The following is a 14,892-nucleotide window of genomic DNA, read 5'->3' as shown; positions in this document are numbered from 1 at the left end:
GTCAGTTCGCGCACGACCCGGCCGATCGCAGTCCTCTCACGCGGGCGTCGGTCGCACGGGCCGCTGAACTGACAGCCCGTGCGCAACCAGCCAGGTGCTGAACTGCTCGCGGACGTAGTCCTGGCGCAGCATCGAGTGCTCCCAGGCGAACCGGAGCAGCGAGAGCGAGCGTTGCGCGCACTCGTTGTAGCGCTCGATGTCGTGCACCAGGGCCGCCCGCGAGGCGTGGAATCGGAACGAGTCGCACTCCACGACGAGGCCGAGCCGGCGATCGTGGAGGTCGGGGCGGCCCAGCCCGGCGATCTGCACCTGCGGCTCCAAGTTGAGCTGCGGGAACTCCAGTGAGATGGCGCGGATCACCGACTCGAACGGATTGGCGGCTCGTGCGTCCGCGGCCGTCACGACTCGGATCGCGCGGCTCCGGCCGGTCCGCGGCGCCGCGAGAGCAGCGGCCTCGAGCTCCGCTGCGGTGACCATGCCCGAGCGCAGGGCGGAGTCTGCGATGCACAGCGCCTCATCGAAGGGCAGTGCCCGGGCGCAGTCCACCACCGTCTGCGCCGGGGTGGTGACCAGGCCGTCGGTCCGGACGTCTGCGTAGTGCACCGTGACCTGCCGGCGCCTCCCGGCCGCGACGGTGCGGTGTCGGGGAACGGTCACATGCGGCTGCCGGGGCAGCACCTTGACCGGCCATCCGTGCTCGATCGCGGCGCTGGTGTGGGAGAGGACGCCGGCGAGGCGGCGCGCCGCGGCGCGGGCCTCGGGGCCTCCGGGCAGGCCGTAGCTGCCCCGGCCCACCCGCACGATCCGGCCCTGCCGCAGCGCGGCTCGCACATCGCCACGGCCGAACTCGGCGACCAGGAGGCGGTAGGACATGAACCCGCCGTGCCACGAGAGGCACTCGTCGATCTCCATCCCGGCTGCCTACCCATCGCGGCCGGCCCGCAGCGGATGTCCACAGGGCCCAGGCAGGGCCGCGGCTCGGTGCTAGTAGGCGCCGGAGGACAGCAGTACGGCGCGGGCGGTCTTCAGCAGGATCACCAGATCGGAGGTCAGCGACCAGTTGTCGACGTAGTAGAGGTCGAGGCGGACCGACTCCTCCCAGGACAGGTCCGAGCGGCCGGAGACCTGCCACAGGCCGGTCATCCCGGGACGGACCAGCAGCCGACGATGCACGTCGCCGTCATACTGCGCGACCTCCTCGGGCAGCGGCGGCCGCGGCCCGACCAGGCTCATCTCGCCGCGGATCACGTTGAACAACTGCGGGATCTCGTCGATGGAGTACTTCCGGATGAACCGGCCGAATCTGGTCACCCGCGGGTCCTCACGGATCTTGAACAGCAGCCCGTCGGTCTCGTTGGCGTGGTCGAGCTCGGTGCGGACGCGGTCGGCGCCGACCACCATCGAGCGGAACTTGAACATCCCGAAGTCGCGCTGCTGGCCGCCGACCCGATGCTGCCGATAGAAGACCGGGCCGCCGTCCTGGGCCTTGATCACCAGCGCGACCACCAGCATCGGCAGGGCGAGTACGACGAGCAGGCCGGCGGAGATCACCAGGTCGAAGGTGCGCTTGACCAGGCCCATCGCCTCGTCGATCTGGGGCTCCTGGACGTGCACCAGCGGCAGCCCGGCGACGTGGGAGAAGTGCACCCGCGGGCCGGCCACGTCGGTCAGCGACGGCACCACCAGCATGTCCAGGTCGAGCCCCTCGAGCGCCCAGCCGAGCCGCCGCAGCTCGGAGGCCGACGAGTAGGACCCGCCGGCGACCAGCACCGTGTCCGCCTCGGTCTCCACCGCGATCCGCGGCAGCTCGTCGACAGTGCCGAGCAGGGTCAGCGCGCCGGTGTCGACGCCGACGGGCGCGCACATCCCGACGACGCGGTAGCCGGTCCAGGGCTCGCGGCGGAGCACCGCGTCGAGCTCGGCGACCGACCCGGGGTGGCCGACCGCGATGACCCGGTGGATCAGCCGGCCGCGCTGGCGCAGGGCGTGGATCACCTTGCGGTCGGCGTACCGGACCACCAGCAGCAGCGGGATCCCGATGGCGAACAGCAGCAGCACGTAGCCGCGGGACATCCGGCTCTGGGAGAGGAAGCCGATGAAGCCGACCAGTCCCAAGGTGATCACCGAGCAGAGCACGATGGAGCGGAACTCCTCGAGCTTGGCGCCGAACTCTCGAGGGTCGTAGGCGCCGCCGGCGAGCAGCACCAGTGCCCACAGGGCGACCAGCCACGGTCCAGCGCTCGGCTGGAGGTGGCCGGTGGTGAACGGGGTGCTCCAGCGCGAGTCGATGCCTGCGCGCAGCTGCCAGGCGAGCAGGGAGGCAGCAACCAGGGCGACGATGTCGACCAGGAAGACCAGCGTCACCGCCTGGTCGAGCCGTCGCTGCAGGTGGGTGCGCCCGCTCGTGATCGGTGGCGCATCGATCGCCACCGCGTCCACCTGCCGCGACGCGGTCACCGTCGGGTGATCGCCGCGACCGCCGGGCGGACGTCGGCCAGATAGACCCCGGCGGCAACGATGCCGAGCAGCCCGAGGATGCTCATCGGCGACTGGAAGGCCACGCAGGTGACCATCGCCAGAGCGAGGATCAGCAGCCAGGCCGGCTTGCTGAGCTTGCCGGCCGCCGTGAAGCCGGCCGCAGGACGCAGCACCGCGTCGACGAACGCGAAGACCTCCAGGGCAGCCATCAGCACGAAGAGCACCAGCTCGGTGTAGTACTCGAAGTCGAAGACGGCCACGGGCCTAGGCTAACCGCTCGGCGCCCGGTTTGGGGCCGCTCCGAGGACGACGAAGGGCCCCGGGGAGCTGTCCCCGAGGCCCTCGTCGAGGCGAGGTCAGGCGCTCTTGGGAGCAGCCTTCTTCGCGGTGCTCTTCGCCGGGGCCTTCTTGGCGGGAGCCTTCTTGGCGGTGGCCTTCTTCGCCGGCGCGCTCTTGGCGGCCGAGACGGCCTTCTCGCGGCGCACGGTGGTGGAGCGCGACGGCGCCTTCTTCACCGCGGTGAGGGCCTTGACGCCGTCCTTGCGCAGCGCGGCGACGAACTTCTCGCCCCGCTTGGCCAGGTCGGCGTAGGTCTCGGTCAGGTCGGCGACGGCCTCGTCGACCTGGGCCTGCACGCGGGCCGGGAAGCCCTTGGCCTCGTCGCGCAGCTCGGCGATGCGGGCCTCGAAGCGGGCCTGCGCCTCGCGGGCCTCCTTGGAGAGCTCCTCGACGCGGGCGGTGACGACCTCGCGGGCCTGGCCCTGGAGCGCCTTGGCGTCGCGGTACTCGACCTTGGACACGCGGGCCTGCACGGCGTCGACGCGCTTCTGGTAGGTCTTCTGCGCCTCGGTCGCGTAGCCACGCGCCACGTCGACGGCGAGCTCGGTGGCACCGGCGACCGCGAAGAACGGCTTCACGGCCTCGGTCTTGATCTGCTCAACGTTGAACTGGGTCTTGGCCATTCTCAATCTCCTTGTGTGTCGGTCTCGGAGCCGTCAGCAACGGGCTCGGAGTCTGGGGTGGGCAGCGTGGCCGCGACAGCCGTGATCCTGAAGGACTGGTAGACGTCCAACAGGGACTGCTTCTGCCGCTCGGTCAGCACCGGGTCGCCGAGGATCGCGAGCTCGACGGACCGGACGTGCTCGTCCTCGGCGTTGAGGATGCCGGCCTGCACATAGAGCTGCTCGGCGGAGATCCGAAGCGCCTTGGCGATCTGTTGCAGCACCTCGGCCGACGGGCGGCGCAGGCCGCGCTCGATCTGGCTCAGGTAGGGGTTCGACACCCCGGTCTGCTCCGCGAGCTGACGCAGGGACAGCTGCGCGGCGACCCGCTGGTCATGGAGGTACTCCCCCAGCGAGTCGACGGTCTTGCCGAACTTGGACTTGGCCACGAGGCCAGTGTTGCTAACAATTGTTAGCACATCAAATCGTGGCCGGGTGAGTCGAGTCACAGACCCCTTGGTTCTCTGGGTTGTTCAAGGCTCAACGACTGCTAGCCGTTGCATGCATCAACCGGTCACGACCGGGCGGATCTCGCCCACCTGGCGCCCGCCGCCGAGCAGCGGCGCCTCGCCGGTCCGTCGTACGGCGGCGGTGTCGACGCCCTCGTCCTCGTCCCAGCCCAGGCGCCGCAGCAGCCCGGCCATCACCACCGGCCGGGCCCGGGGCGCGCCGTCGTCGGTCTTCAGCGCGAGCGCGCGACCGTCGGGCAGCGCGACGACGTAGCAGGACTCCGCGCCCGCCTTGCCGATCGCGCCGGGGATCGCGCGCAGCAGGGCGAGCTCGTCGCGGGTGCTGCCGGAGACGTACTCCGGGTGCGCCCGGATCGCCTCGGCGATCAGCCGCTCGGGCCCGTCGGTGGCGGTGGCCAGGCGGGCGAACGCCCGGGCCAGCCCGGTCAGCGAGGTGGACAGCAACGGCGCCCCGCAGCCGTCGACCGCCACGGTGCCGACCGGCTCGCCGGTGAGCTCGGCGAAGGTGCGCGCGATCTGCTGCTGCAGCGGGTGGTCGGGGTCGAGGTAGGTCTCGGTGGGCCAGCCGTTCGCGACGCAGGTCGCCAGCATGGCGGCGTGCTTGCCCGAGCAGTTCATCAGCACCGACTGCCGGCCGTCGCCCGCGCGGATCACGGCGTCGCGGGCGTCGTCGTCGAGCGGATAGTCCCGCGGGGTCTGCAGGGCGTCCTCGGTCAGGCCGGCGCCGGCGAGGATCCGGCGTACCCCCTCGATGTGGAAGGGCTCGCCCGAATGCGACGCACAGGCCAGCGCCAGCAGCTGCGGCTCGAGCGCCAAGCCGGCGTACAGCATGCCGAGCGCCTGGATCGGCTTGTTGCACGAGCGCGGCAGGATCTGCGCGCCCACCTCGCCGACGGCGTACGCCGTGCTGCCGTCCGGGCCGAGCGCCACCATCGACCCGTAGTGGTGCCCTTCGGTGAAACCGGAGCGGACGATCTCGGCGACGACGACAGGCTGACCCATGGAGCCGAGCGTAGTGGCGGTCGCGGCGACCGATGCGCCGCGGGGTTGTCGCCCCAGAGCGGCGCGATCCGAGGCACGTCCCGCTCACCTCGCGTTACCAGCGCGGCGGCTGCGGGCGTCTGGGAGGATGTCGCCCGTGCCTGTGCCGCAACACTGCCCCACGCCCCGAGAGCTGGACGACCTCGAGCTGCTGCTCGCGGGCGCCCTGGCGCCGCGGGACCGCTTCGACGAGCCCGGCGGGGTCGTCGCCCTGGACGCTCCGGCCGGAGAGGTCGAGCTGGTCGACCCCGAGGGGCTGCCGCTGGCGCACCGCGCGGCCGACGGTGCGCTGAGCGCGCTGAGCCACCCTGCCTACGGCCCGTTCCGCCGGCTGCACCTCACCCCGGCGCAGGTCCGCGAGCAGTACGCCGGCGCCCTGTTCGTGCCCGTCGACCGGGCGCCGTCGACCGAGGACCTGATGCTCGTGGAGGCCCGACGCGAGGGCCGGCCGGTGGTGCTGGTGGCGCTGTGCGGGGTCGGTGCCCCGGTCGGGCTGACGCCGGTCGGGCTGGTCCGGGCGTGCCTGGCCACGGCGGCAGAGCTGCGCGAGCAGGCCGACGTGGTCGCCGTACCCCTGGCGCACACCGACCCCGACCTGCGCGCCGCGGTGCTCGCGAACTACGCCGGCGACGACGAGGTCTCCGACTACGTCCACGGCAAGGGCGCCCGACCGGCCCGGGTCGCCGAGGTGATCGAGCAGGACCAGCCGACTGAGCCGGGCGTGGTGGTGTTCTTCACCGGGCTGTCCGGCAGCGGCAAGTCGACCCTGGCCCGGGCGCTGCACGACCAGCTCCTCGAGGCCGGGCACCGGACGGTCACCAGCCTCGACGGCGACGTCGTACGACGCAACCTCAGCGCCGGCCTGACCTTCTCCAAGGAGGACCGGGAGACCAACATCCGTCGGATCGGCTGGGTGGCGGCCGAGATCGCCCGGCATCGCGGGGTCGCGATCTGCTCGCCGATCGCGCCGTTCGACGCGACCCGCAAGGCGGTACGGCAGATGGTGGCCGACGCCGGCGGCGAGTTCGTGCTGGTGCACGTCGCCACCCCGCTGGAGGAGTGCGAGCGACGCGACCGCAAGGGGCTCTACGCCAAGGCGCGCGCCGGCGAGATCCCGGAGTTCACCGGCATCTCCAGCCCCTACGAGACTCCAGAGGACGCGACCGTGGTCGTGGACACCACCGGCCGCAGCATCGACGACGCGCTCACCGACGTGGTGAAGGCACTGCCGTTCACCATCGACGACGACCCGCTCGGCAAGCGATTCAGGAGCGCCTGATGCATGATCTGTTGACCACCGCCGCGCTGAGCGTGCTGGTCGTGAGCTTCGGCATCGGCATCGTGGTCGGCCTGACCGGGATGGGCGGCGGCGCGCTGATGACGCCGGCGCTGATCGTGCTCGGCATCAACCCGATGGCCGCGGTCACCAACGACCTGGTGTCCTCGGCGATCAGCAAGCCGGTGGGCGCCGCGGTGCACTTCCGGCGTGGCTCGCCCAACCCCAAGCTGGTGATGTGGCTGGTGATCGGCTCGGTGCCGACCGCCTTCGCCGGCGCGTTCATCGTCAAGGCGATCGGCGCGACCAAAGAGCAGGAGAACTTCGTCAAGCTGGCGATCGGCGGCGCGCTGCTGCTGACCGCGGTCACCTACTCGATCCGGATGTACATCCAGCTGCGCTACGTCACCGGCGGCAACGAGGTGCCCGACCAGACCCCTGCGGTGAAGCCGCTGCCGACACTGCTGGTCGGCATCGTCGGCGGCCTGCTCGTCGGGGTCACCTCCGTGGGCTCCGGCTCGCTGATCATGGTGGCGCTGCTGCTGCTCTACCCGACGCTGAGCGCGGTGAAGCTGGTCGGCACCGACCTGCTCCAGGCGGTGCCGCTGATCGTCTCCGCGGCCATCAGCCACGTGATCGTCGACGGCGTGCAGTGGGCGGTGCTGATCCCACTGGTGGTGGGCAGCACGCCTGGCACCTACCTCGGTGCGCGGATCGCCGGCTGGGTCTCGCAGTCGGTGATCCGGCGCGGCATCGTGATCATGCTGACCCTGACCGGGCTGAACATGCTCGGTGTCTCCCCCACCTGGATCGCGATCGCCGGCGGCGCGATGCTGCTGCTCGGGCCGCTGCTGTGGGCCTACATCCGGCAGACCCGTGGGCTCCCGGCGTTCGACAACGACGCCGCCGCGTGGCGGCTGCCCGAGCGCAACGGCCACGGTGGCGCGGGAGGCGCTTCGAGGGGCTCACGTCCCGGGCACGACGAGCACGCTGCCGAGGACCGATGAGACTACTGCTGCTCCGCCACGGCCAGACCCACTCGAACGTGTCCGGCGCGCTGGACACCGACGAGCCGGGCGCGCCGCTGACCGACCTCGGGCATGCCCAGGCCGACGCCGCGGCGACCGTGCTGGCCGACCGCGGGGTGGACGCGATCTTCACCTCCACCCTGCTGCGGACGGCCCAGACCGCAGCCCCGCTGGCCGACCGGCTAGGCCTGTCGCCCGTCGTACTCCCCGGGCTGCGGGAGATCCGCGCCGGTGACCAGGAGATGCGCACCGACGACGCCGCCCGCGACACCTACCTGCACACCGTCGCGACCTGGCTGTTCGGCCAGCCGGAGGAGCGGATGCCGGGCGGCGAGACCGGGGTCGAGTTCCTGGCGCGGTACGACGCCGCCATCGACTCGATCGCCCGGTCCGGCGCCGGGACCGCGCTGGTGGTGAGCCATGGCGCCGCGATCCGCACCTGGGTCGGGCTGCGCGCCACCGACGAGGGCTCCGGCGAGTGGGCCGACGTCGCGCTGGAACCGATGCGCAACACCGGCTGCATCGAGCTGGAGCGCACCGACGACAGCTGGCTGATCACCGCGTGGAACAACCACCCGATCGGTGGCGACCTCCTCGAGGACCCGACCGCCCAGGATCCGACCGGCCGCGCCCCGCTGGACTGATCTCTCAGGCAGCGCGACCAGCCGGTCGAGCACCGTCGTGGTGACCGAGCGACCGGGCGCCCCCGGTCACTCAGCCGACGAGCCAACGGCCGATCAGCGAGCCGTGCTCCTCGAGCAGGACCTGGGGGACGGTGGGGACCTCCATCCCGGCTCCGACCACGATCCGGGGTCCGCCGCCGGCGACCATCAGCGGCGCCAGGGTGAGGTCGAGCTCGTCGACGATGCCGGCCTCGAGCATGGAGTGGAACAGGTGCGGGCCGCCCTCGCTGAGCAGCTGATGGAGGCCGCGCTCGGCCAGCATCGGCCGCAGCCGGGTCAGGTCCATGTCGTGGTCGCCGGTGACCAGCACCTGCTCCTCGCCCAGCAGCTCGCGGGCCTCGCCGATGCCCTGGGCGCCGGCCCAGGTGGCCACCAGGATCCGGCCGGGTGGCGCTTCGCGCAGCGTCTCGGGTACGTCGGCCCGCCGGCTGACCACGACCAGCGGCAGCCGCGGCACGGCGTACCCCTCGGCGCGCAGCGTCCCGGCCCCCACCACCAGCCCGTCGGCGAGGGTGCGCAGCAGGTCGAAGATCCGCTTGTCCGAGGCGTTGTTGATGCTGCCGGAGAGCCCGTCGCTGCCGGTGGCCGCGCCGTCGACCGTGGAGACGAAGTTGATCCGCAGCCACTCCCGGCGCGGGGCGGCGTAGAGGCGGGCGAGGTCGTCGTCGGTGACGTCGTCGCCCGCCGTGGTCGAGGAGGTCTCGTCGAGGAGGATCCGCATGCCCCGAGCCTTGCACGAGGTGTCATGCGCGGTGGCGGTCGGCCCGGTGAGGTGATCTGTCGGGAGCTCCACGACCGACGGCCCGTCTCCCTGCGAACGGCAGGTTCTGATGGAAGGAATCCTGCGGTTCGCAGGGAGACAGCGATGCCCCAGACAGGCTTGCCGGGAAGCCGTCTCACCATCCCCGTAGCTTCGCGATGCTGGGCAGCTCGGCAAGCTCGACCTCGAGTCGGTCACGCCGAGCCAGCTCCTCCTCGAGACTGCGCGGTGGTCTGGGCACCCAGCGACGCTCCGCCGGCGACCGGAACGCCGCGCGCTCACGGGCCTCGTGCAGACGGGCGATCACCACGTCGGTGCGTCTGAGGTCGGTGCCGGTGATCCGGGCGACCTCCAGACCGAGCCGCCGCAGCGCAGCCTCCTTCCGGACGTCCCGGGCGTGCCGGTCCCGGCTGCGGTGATCCTCACCGTCGAACTCCACCGCCAGCCCCGCCTCGACATCGAGCAGGTCGGCGATGCCTTGCAGCCGTCCGTGCTGGTCGAGGATCCCGACGTTGGTGAGCGGTCGCGGCAGCCGAGCGTCCAGCATCCAGATCAGCCGCAGCCGGGTCGCCTGCGGCGAGAGGCTGTGCTCGTCGGCGAGGACCAGCGCTCGGCGTACCACCACTACGCGGCGCCAGCCCGACCGCCCCTCGACGTACGTCGCCATCCGCGGCAGCGAGCTGCGTTTCGCCGCGAACGCCATGTCGAGTGCCACCACCGCCTCCCGCAGGTCGGGCGCCTCGCGGGCGGCGTCGAAGATCGCGCGCTCGATCGTCGTGACCGGTACGCCGTGGAGCCGGACCGTCTCGCTCGGGTCCAGCGGCTCGTTGGCCAGCCTGATGCCGGGCTGCTGGCTGAGCCGGCCGCACTCACCCTGGGCCAGTAGCACGGGCAGCTCGGTGACGCCGTCGCGAGCGAGCCCGTCGACCAGGCCGACGCCGTGCATCCGGCAGGCTGCCCACCCGGTCACCGCGCCGCCCGGCGGCAGTCGCACGGACGCCTCGAGGATGCGCTGCTCCACGGTGCGCGGCGTGGCGGCAGGGACGTAGTGGCCGTGGGAGGTGCGCCGCCATTTCGGTCCCGCCGCCCGCCCGCGAGTCGGCCCGGCCTGGCCGGTGGGGTCGACGGGCACGGGGCATACGAGGCCTGTTGGCGGTGGGCAGATCGGGGCCCACTTGTGCATGCCAGCAGGTTGGGTGCGGCCACGGACAGGTGGGATCGGTTGTCCACAGGAGTTGCTTGAGGCGCGGACGCTGGCCGGCGGGCACGGCCAGTGCGCAGGTGGATCGCGGCCCGCCTTCACCGCAGGAGCGACACCCGCGGCGCCCCTGCCATATGCAGGTTCTGAGCAGGAACTTCCTGCGGTTCGCAGGGAGACAGCGGGACAGGAGGACTGCCAGGACGCGGCGCCCTCACTCGTAGCCGAGGATCTCCTTGCGCTTGCGACCCCAGGCCAGCGCGGTGTCGATCGCCTCATCGAGGCTCGCCGAGGCGCGCCAGCCGAGCAGCTTGTGGGCGAGGTCCACGTTCGCGTAGGAGCCGACCGCGTCACCGGGGCGGGGCGGAGCCTCCGACAGCGGGACCTCGGCGCCGTATACCCGCTCGAAGGCGGCGACCAGCTCGCGCACGGTGACGCCGGAGCCGGTGCCGACGTTGATCACCACGCTGGGCGCGTCCACCGTGTCGAGCACCTCGTCGAACCGCTCCACCGCCGCGACGTGGGCCTTGGCCAGGTCCCAGACGTGGATGTAGTCGCGGATGCCGGTGCCGTCGCGGGTCGGGTGGTCGGTGCCGGTGATGGTGAAGGTGTCGCGCTGCCCCTGCGCGGTGAGCACCAGCTGGCCGAGCACGTGCGAGGGCTCGCGCACGTAGATGCCCGAGTGCAGCCCCGGGTCGGAGCCGATCGGGTTGAAGTAGCGAAGGATGATCGCGCGCAGGTCGGTGGCGGCGGCGATGTCCTGGAGCACCATCTCCATCATCATCTTGGTGCGGGCGTACGGCGAGCCGGGGTCGAGCCGAGCGTGCTCGTCGACCTCGAAGCCGGACTCGGGAAGCGCGTAGATCGACGCCGAGGAGCTGAACAGCACCCGCGGCTTGCCGAGCGCGACCAGCTCGTCGAAGAGCTCGAGGGACTTGGCGACGTTGTCGCGGTAGTACTCCGCCGGCTGCGCCACCGACTCCGGTACGACGATCCGCGCGGCCATGTGGATCGTGCAGTCCAGGTCGGGGTGCTCGGCCACGATCCGCTTCAGCAGCGCGCGGTCGGCGATGTCGCCCTCGTAGAAGATCCGGTCCCCGACGAACTGGCGCGGACCGGTGAGCAGGGAGTCGAGGATGACCGGCGTGTGCCCGGCCTCCTCGAGCGCCAGCGCCGTCGTCGACCCGATGTAGCCGGCTCCTCCGGTGACCAAGACCTTCATGGCCGCGAGGCTATCGGAGGCCCCCGACGGCCGGCGTTCAGCACGTGGACACCACCCGTTTGTGGACATCGGGCACGGGCACCGGCCCCGTGGTGCCGTCGCACCTCAAGCAGTCGGGGTGCGGCGGTCTCACGCCCCCACGGTCCCTGAGCCTGTCGAAGGGCTGAGCCTGTCGGTCCCTGAGCCTGTCGAAGGCCCCCCGATCCCTGAGCCCCCGATCCCTGAGCCTGTCGAAGGGCTGAGCCTGTCGATCCCTGAGCCTGTCCGACCCCTGAGCCCCCCGACCCCTGAGCCTGTCGAAGGGCCCCAACCAGGGCTTCAGTCCTCGACGAGCCGCCGCAGGTAGTCGCCGTACCCACTCTTGGCGAGCTTGTCGGCCCGCTGGAGCAGCTCCGCATCGGAGAGGAACCCCATCCGCCAGCCGACCTCCTCGGGCGCCCCGATCTTGAGCCCCTGGCGGCCCTCGATGGTGCGCACGTAGTTGCTGGCGTCGTTGAGGGAGTCGAAGGTGCCGGTGTCCAGCCAGGCGGTGCCGCGCGCGAGCACCTCGACCTGGAGTCGGCCCTGGTCGAGATAGACCCGGTTGAGGTCGGTGATCTCCAGCTCGCCTCGCGCGGACGGCTTCAGCGCGCGAGCGTGGCCGACCACGTCGTTGTCGTAGAAGTACAGCCCGGGTACGGCGTACTTGCTCTTCGGCTGGGCCGGCTTCTCCTCCAGTGAGAGCGCGATCCCGTGCTCGTCGAACTCGACGACGCCGTAGGCGGTGGGGTCCTCGACGGCGTAGCCGAAGACGGCGGCGCCGTCGACGTCGGTGAAGCGGCGAAGGGTGAACCCGAGCCCGGAGCCGTAGAAGATGTTGTCGCCGAGCACCAGCGCCACCTTCTCCGACCCGATGTGCTCCTCGCCGATCAGGAACGCCTGGGCGAGGCCGTCGGGGCTGGGCTGGACGGCGTAGGAGAGGTTGATGCCGAAGGCAGACCCGTCGCCGAGCAGCCGCTCGAAGGGGGCGGCCTCGTGCGGGGTGGTGATCACCAGGATGTCCCGGATCCCGGCCAGCATCAGCGTGGACAGCGGGTAGTAGATCATCGGCTTGTCGTAGACCGGCACCAACTGCTTGCTCACCCCGAGGGTGATCGGGTGCAGTCGGCTGCCGGTGCCGCCGGCCAGGATGATTCCGCGCATGGTGCATCAGCCTAGGGGTTTGGCTTGTTCGGCTTCAGGAAAAGCGAAACCTTCATAGGATGCTGGGCATGCGACGTCTTCTCGTGACCGGTGGCGCCGGCTTCATCGGCTCCAACTTCGTCCACTACCTCGTGGACACCACCGACGTCGAGGTGACCGTCCTGGACAAGCTCACCTACGCAGCCTCGCAGGAGGCGCTGGCGGGGCTGCCGGAGGGCCGGCTGCGGCTGGTGGTGGGCGACGTCGCCGACCCCGCATGCGTCGACCCGCTGGTGGCCGAGGCGGACGCGGTGGTGCACTACGCAGCGGAGTCGCACAACGACAACTCGCTGCGGGACCCGAGCCCGTTCATCCGGACCAACCTGGTCGGCACCTTCACCCTGCTGGAGGCGGCCCGCAAGCACGGCACCCGCTTCCATCACGTCTCCACCGACGAGGTGTACGGCGACCTCGAGCTCGACGATCCGCAGCGGTTCACCGAGGCCACGGCGTACTCCCCCAGCAGCCCCTACTCGGCATCCAAGGCGGGATCCGACCACCTGGTGCGCGCCTGGGTGCGCAGCTTCGGCGTCCACGCGACGATCAGCAACTGCTCCAACAACTACGGGCCCTGGCAGCACGTGGAGAAGTTCATCCCCCGGCAGATCACCAACGTGATCGACGGGGGGAGACCGAAGCTCTACGGCGCCGGGCTCAACGTGCGGGACTGGATCCACGCCGACGACCACTCCGCCGCGGTCTGGACCATCCTCAACGAGGGCGCGATCGGCGAGACCTACCTGATCGGCGCCGACGGCGAGCGGAACAACCTCGACGTGGTCCGGATGATCCTGCGCGCCTTCGGTCGCGACGAGGAGGACTTCGACCACGTCACCGACCGGGCCGGCCACGACCTGCGCTACGCGATCGACTCGACCAAGCTGCGCGACGAGCTGGGCTGGAAGCCGACCTACGCCGACTTCGAGGAGGGCCTGGCCCGCACCATCGACTGGTACCGCGCCCACGAGGCCTGGTGGCGCCCGCAGAAGCAGCAGACCGAGGCGGCCTACGCGGCCCAGGGCCAGTGAGGCAGCACCGATGACCCCCGCACCGCACGGACAGACGCCCGATCCCGGGGCGGCCGCCATCCCGGAGCCGATCGAGGGGCTCACCCTGGAGACAACGTCGATCCCGGGGCTGCTGGTGCTCCGGGTGCCGGTGCACCGGGACAACCGCGGCTGGTTCAAGGAGAACTGGCAACGCGCGAAGATGACCGCGCTGGGGATGCCCGATTTCGGGCCGCTGCAGAACAACGTCTCCTTCAACGCCCACCGGGGCGCGACCCGCGGCATCCACACCGAGCCGTGGGACAAGCTGGTCTCGGTGCTCACCGGCCGGGTGTTCGCGGCGTGGGTGGACATGCGCGCGGGCGAGACCTTCGGGGCCACCTTCCACGTGGAGATCGACCCGTCGGTGACCGTGTTCGTCCCCCGCGGGGTGGGCAACTCCTACCAGGCGCTCGAGGACGGCACCGCCTACAGCTACCTGGTCAACGACCACTGGCGTCCGGGCATCTCCTACCCCGCGCTCAACCTCGCCGACCCCACCGCGGCGATCCCGTGGCCGATCCCGCTGGCCGAGGCGGAGATCTCCGAGAAGGACCAGCACAACCCCCTCCTGGCCGAGGTCGCGCCGGTGCCGCCGCGCAAGACCCTGATCATCGGCAACCGCGGCCAGCTCGGCCGGGCGCTCAGCACGCTCTACCCCGACGCCGAGGGCGTCGACCTCGACGAGCTCGACGTGACCGATGCGGCGCAGGTGGGCGCCTGGCCGTGGTCGGACTACCAGCTGATCCTCAACGCGGCGGCATTCACCGCGGTGGACGCCGCGGAGACCCCCGAGGGCCGGCGTACGGCGTGGGCCGCCAATGCGACCGCACCGGCGACCCTGGCCCGGATCGCCACCGAGCACCACCTGACGCTGGTGCACTACTCCAGCGACTACGTCTTCGACGGCACCGCCCAGCTGCACACCGAGGACGAGCCGCTGTCCCCGCTGGGGGTCTACGGCCAGTCCAAGGCGGCCGGCGACCTCGCTGTGGCGAACGCGCCTCGGCACTACCTGCTGCGCACCTCGTGGGTGGTCGGTGACGGGAAGAACTTCGTGCGGACGATGCGCCAGCTCGCCCTCGACGGCGTCTCACCGAGCGTGGTCGACGACCAGATCGGTCGGCTGACCTTCACCGCCGACCTCGCTGCGGCCACCCGGCACCTGGTGGACTCGGCGGCGCCGTTCGGCACCTACAACGTGACCGGCTCGGGTGAGCCGGCCAGTTGGGCCGACCTGGCCCGCCGAGTCTTCGAGCTGTGCGGCCGGTCCCCCGACGATGTGAGCACGACGACGACCGACGCCTGGGCCGAGGGCAAGCTCGTCTCACCCCGTCCGCGGCACAGCACACTGGATCTGTCGAAGATCGAGGCCACCGGCTTCAAGTCTGAGGACCACTGGTCCGGACTGGAGACCTACGTGGCCTCTCTGGAGAGCTGGTCGCTGTAATCCCATCGTTCAGGCTGG

General features: G+C 71.3%; 15 protein-coding genes. 5 read left to right on the top strand and 10 right to left on the bottom strand.

All coding sequences use genetic code 11. The features are described from left to right. Positions 1-36: 36 nt before the first annotated feature. The 6 genes from Q9R13_RS16425 to Q9R13_RS16400 form a co-directional block, all read right to left on the bottom strand. A complete protein-coding gene (locus tag Q9R13_RS16425) occupies positions 37-912 on the bottom strand; it encodes a hypothetical protein (protein WP_310962252.1) in 876 nt (291 codons plus the stop codon). 72 nt (positions 913-984) lie between these two features. Continuing rightward, complete coding sequence (locus tag Q9R13_RS16420; protein ID WP_310962251.1) at positions 985-2,457, bottom strand: sugar transferase; 1,473 nt, start codon at positions 2,455-2,457, stop codon at positions 985-987. Then, on the bottom strand, positions 2,454-2,738 hold the full coding sequence (locus Q9R13_RS16415; protein WP_310962250.1) for a DUF2516 family protein: 285 nt from the start codon (positions 2,736-2,738) through the stop codon (positions 2,454-2,456). Before Q9R13_RS16415 ends, Q9R13_RS16420 begins: the two co-directional genes overlap by 4 nt. Positions 2,739-2,834: 96 nt before the next feature. Further along, positions 2,835-3,440: a hypothetical protein gene (locus Q9R13_RS16410; RefSeq protein ID WP_310962249.1), complete on the bottom strand. Its 606-nt coding sequence runs from the start codon at positions 3,438-3,440 to the stop codon at positions 2,835-2,837. Between the two features lie 2 nt (positions 3,441-3,442). Next, a complete protein-coding gene (locus Q9R13_RS16405; RefSeq protein WP_310962248.1) occupies positions 3,443-3,868 on the bottom strand; it encodes a helix-turn-helix domain-containing protein in 426 nt (141 codons plus the stop codon). A 117-nt stretch (positions 3,869-3,985) separates the two neighbouring features. Next, positions 3,986-4,951 (bottom strand): asparaginase, encoded by a 966-nt coding sequence (locus Q9R13_RS16400; protein WP_310962247.1) that lies wholly within the window; start codon positions 4,949-4,951, stop codon positions 3,986-3,988. Between the two features lie 136 nt (positions 4,952-5,087). Between Q9R13_RS16400 and cysC the strand changes: the two genes are divergently transcribed. The 3 genes from cysC to Q9R13_RS16385 are packed head-to-tail and all read left to right on the top strand — an operon-like array spanning position 5,088 to position 7,938. Then, positions 5,088-6,269 (top strand): adenylyl-sulfate kinase, encoded by a 1,182-nt coding sequence (gene cysC / locus Q9R13_RS16395; RefSeq protein WP_310962246.1) that lies wholly within the window; start codon positions 5,088-5,090, stop codon positions 6,267-6,269. Further along, the gene (locus Q9R13_RS16390) at positions 6,269-7,273 is read left to right on the top strand and encodes a sulfite exporter TauE/SafE family protein (RefSeq protein WP_310962245.1); all 1,005 of its coding nucleotides are present in this window, start codon (positions 6,269-6,271) and stop codon (positions 7,271-7,273) included. Before cysC ends, Q9R13_RS16390 begins: the two co-directional genes overlap by 1 nt. Next, positions 7,270-7,938, top strand: a complete 669-nt coding sequence (locus Q9R13_RS16385) for a histidine phosphatase family protein (protein WP_310962244.1) — start codon at positions 7,270-7,272, stop codon at positions 7,936-7,938. Before Q9R13_RS16390 ends, Q9R13_RS16385 begins: the two co-directional genes overlap by 4 nt. A gap of 70 nt (positions 7,939-8,008) precedes the next feature. On the opposite strand, the gene Q9R13_RS16380 is transcribed toward Q9R13_RS16385, so the two are convergent. The 4 genes from Q9R13_RS16380 to rfbA all read right to left on the bottom strand — a co-directional run bounded on the left by Q9R13_RS16380 (position 8,009) and on the right by rfbA (position 12,339). Beyond that, positions 8,009-8,698 (bottom strand): dihydrofolate reductase family protein, encoded by a 690-nt coding sequence (locus tag Q9R13_RS16380; protein WP_310962243.1) that lies wholly within the window; start codon positions 8,696-8,698, stop codon positions 8,009-8,011. Between the two features lie 175 nt (positions 8,699-8,873). Beyond that, positions 8,874-9,869, bottom strand: a complete 996-nt coding sequence (locus Q9R13_RS16375) for an endonuclease domain-containing protein (RefSeq protein ID WP_310962242.1) — start codon at positions 9,867-9,869, stop codon at positions 8,874-8,876. Positions 9,870-10,149: 280 nt separating this feature from the next. Next, positions 10,150-11,157 carry a UDP-glucose 4-epimerase GalE gene (galE, locus tag Q9R13_RS16370; protein ID WP_310962241.1) on the bottom strand — a complete coding sequence of 336 codons (1,008 nt, stop codon included), beginning with the start codon at positions 11,155-11,157 and terminating at the stop codon, positions 10,150-10,152. A gap of 318 nt (positions 11,158-11,475) precedes the next feature. Continuing rightward, positions 11,476-12,339: a glucose-1-phosphate thymidylyltransferase RfbA gene (rfbA, locus tag Q9R13_RS16365; RefSeq protein ID WP_310962240.1), complete on the bottom strand. Its 864-nt coding sequence runs from the start codon at positions 12,337-12,339 to the stop codon at positions 11,476-11,478. Positions 12,340-12,407: 68 nt separating this feature from the next. Here rfbA and rfbB point away from each other — a divergent pair, with 68 nt between their 5' ends. Together rfbB and Q9R13_RS16355 are read left to right on the top strand one after the other, a co-directional pair. Beyond that, the gene (gene rfbB, locus Q9R13_RS16360) at positions 12,408-13,406 is read left to right on the top strand and encodes a dTDP-glucose 4,6-dehydratase (RefSeq protein ID WP_310962239.1); all 999 of its coding nucleotides are present in this window, start codon (positions 12,408-12,410) and stop codon (positions 13,404-13,406) included. A 10-nt stretch (positions 13,407-13,416) separates the two neighbouring features. Then, entirely contained in the window at positions 13,417-14,874 is a 1,458-nt protein-coding gene (locus Q9R13_RS16355) for a bifunctional dTDP-4-dehydrorhamnose 3,5-epimerase family protein/NAD(P)-dependent oxidoreductase (RefSeq protein ID WP_310962238.1), read from the top strand. The last annotated feature ends 18 nt before the right edge of the window (positions 14,875-14,892 follow it).

The organism is Nocardioides marmorisolisilvae, assembly GCF_031656915.1.
In the GTDB taxonomy this organism is placed as follows: domain Bacteria; phylum Actinomycetota; class Actinomycetes; order Propionibacteriales; family Nocardioidaceae; genus Marmoricola; species Marmoricola terrisoli.
Note: the sequence above shows the minus strand (reverse complement) of the source record. Positions and strands in the feature narration are given on the sequence as shown.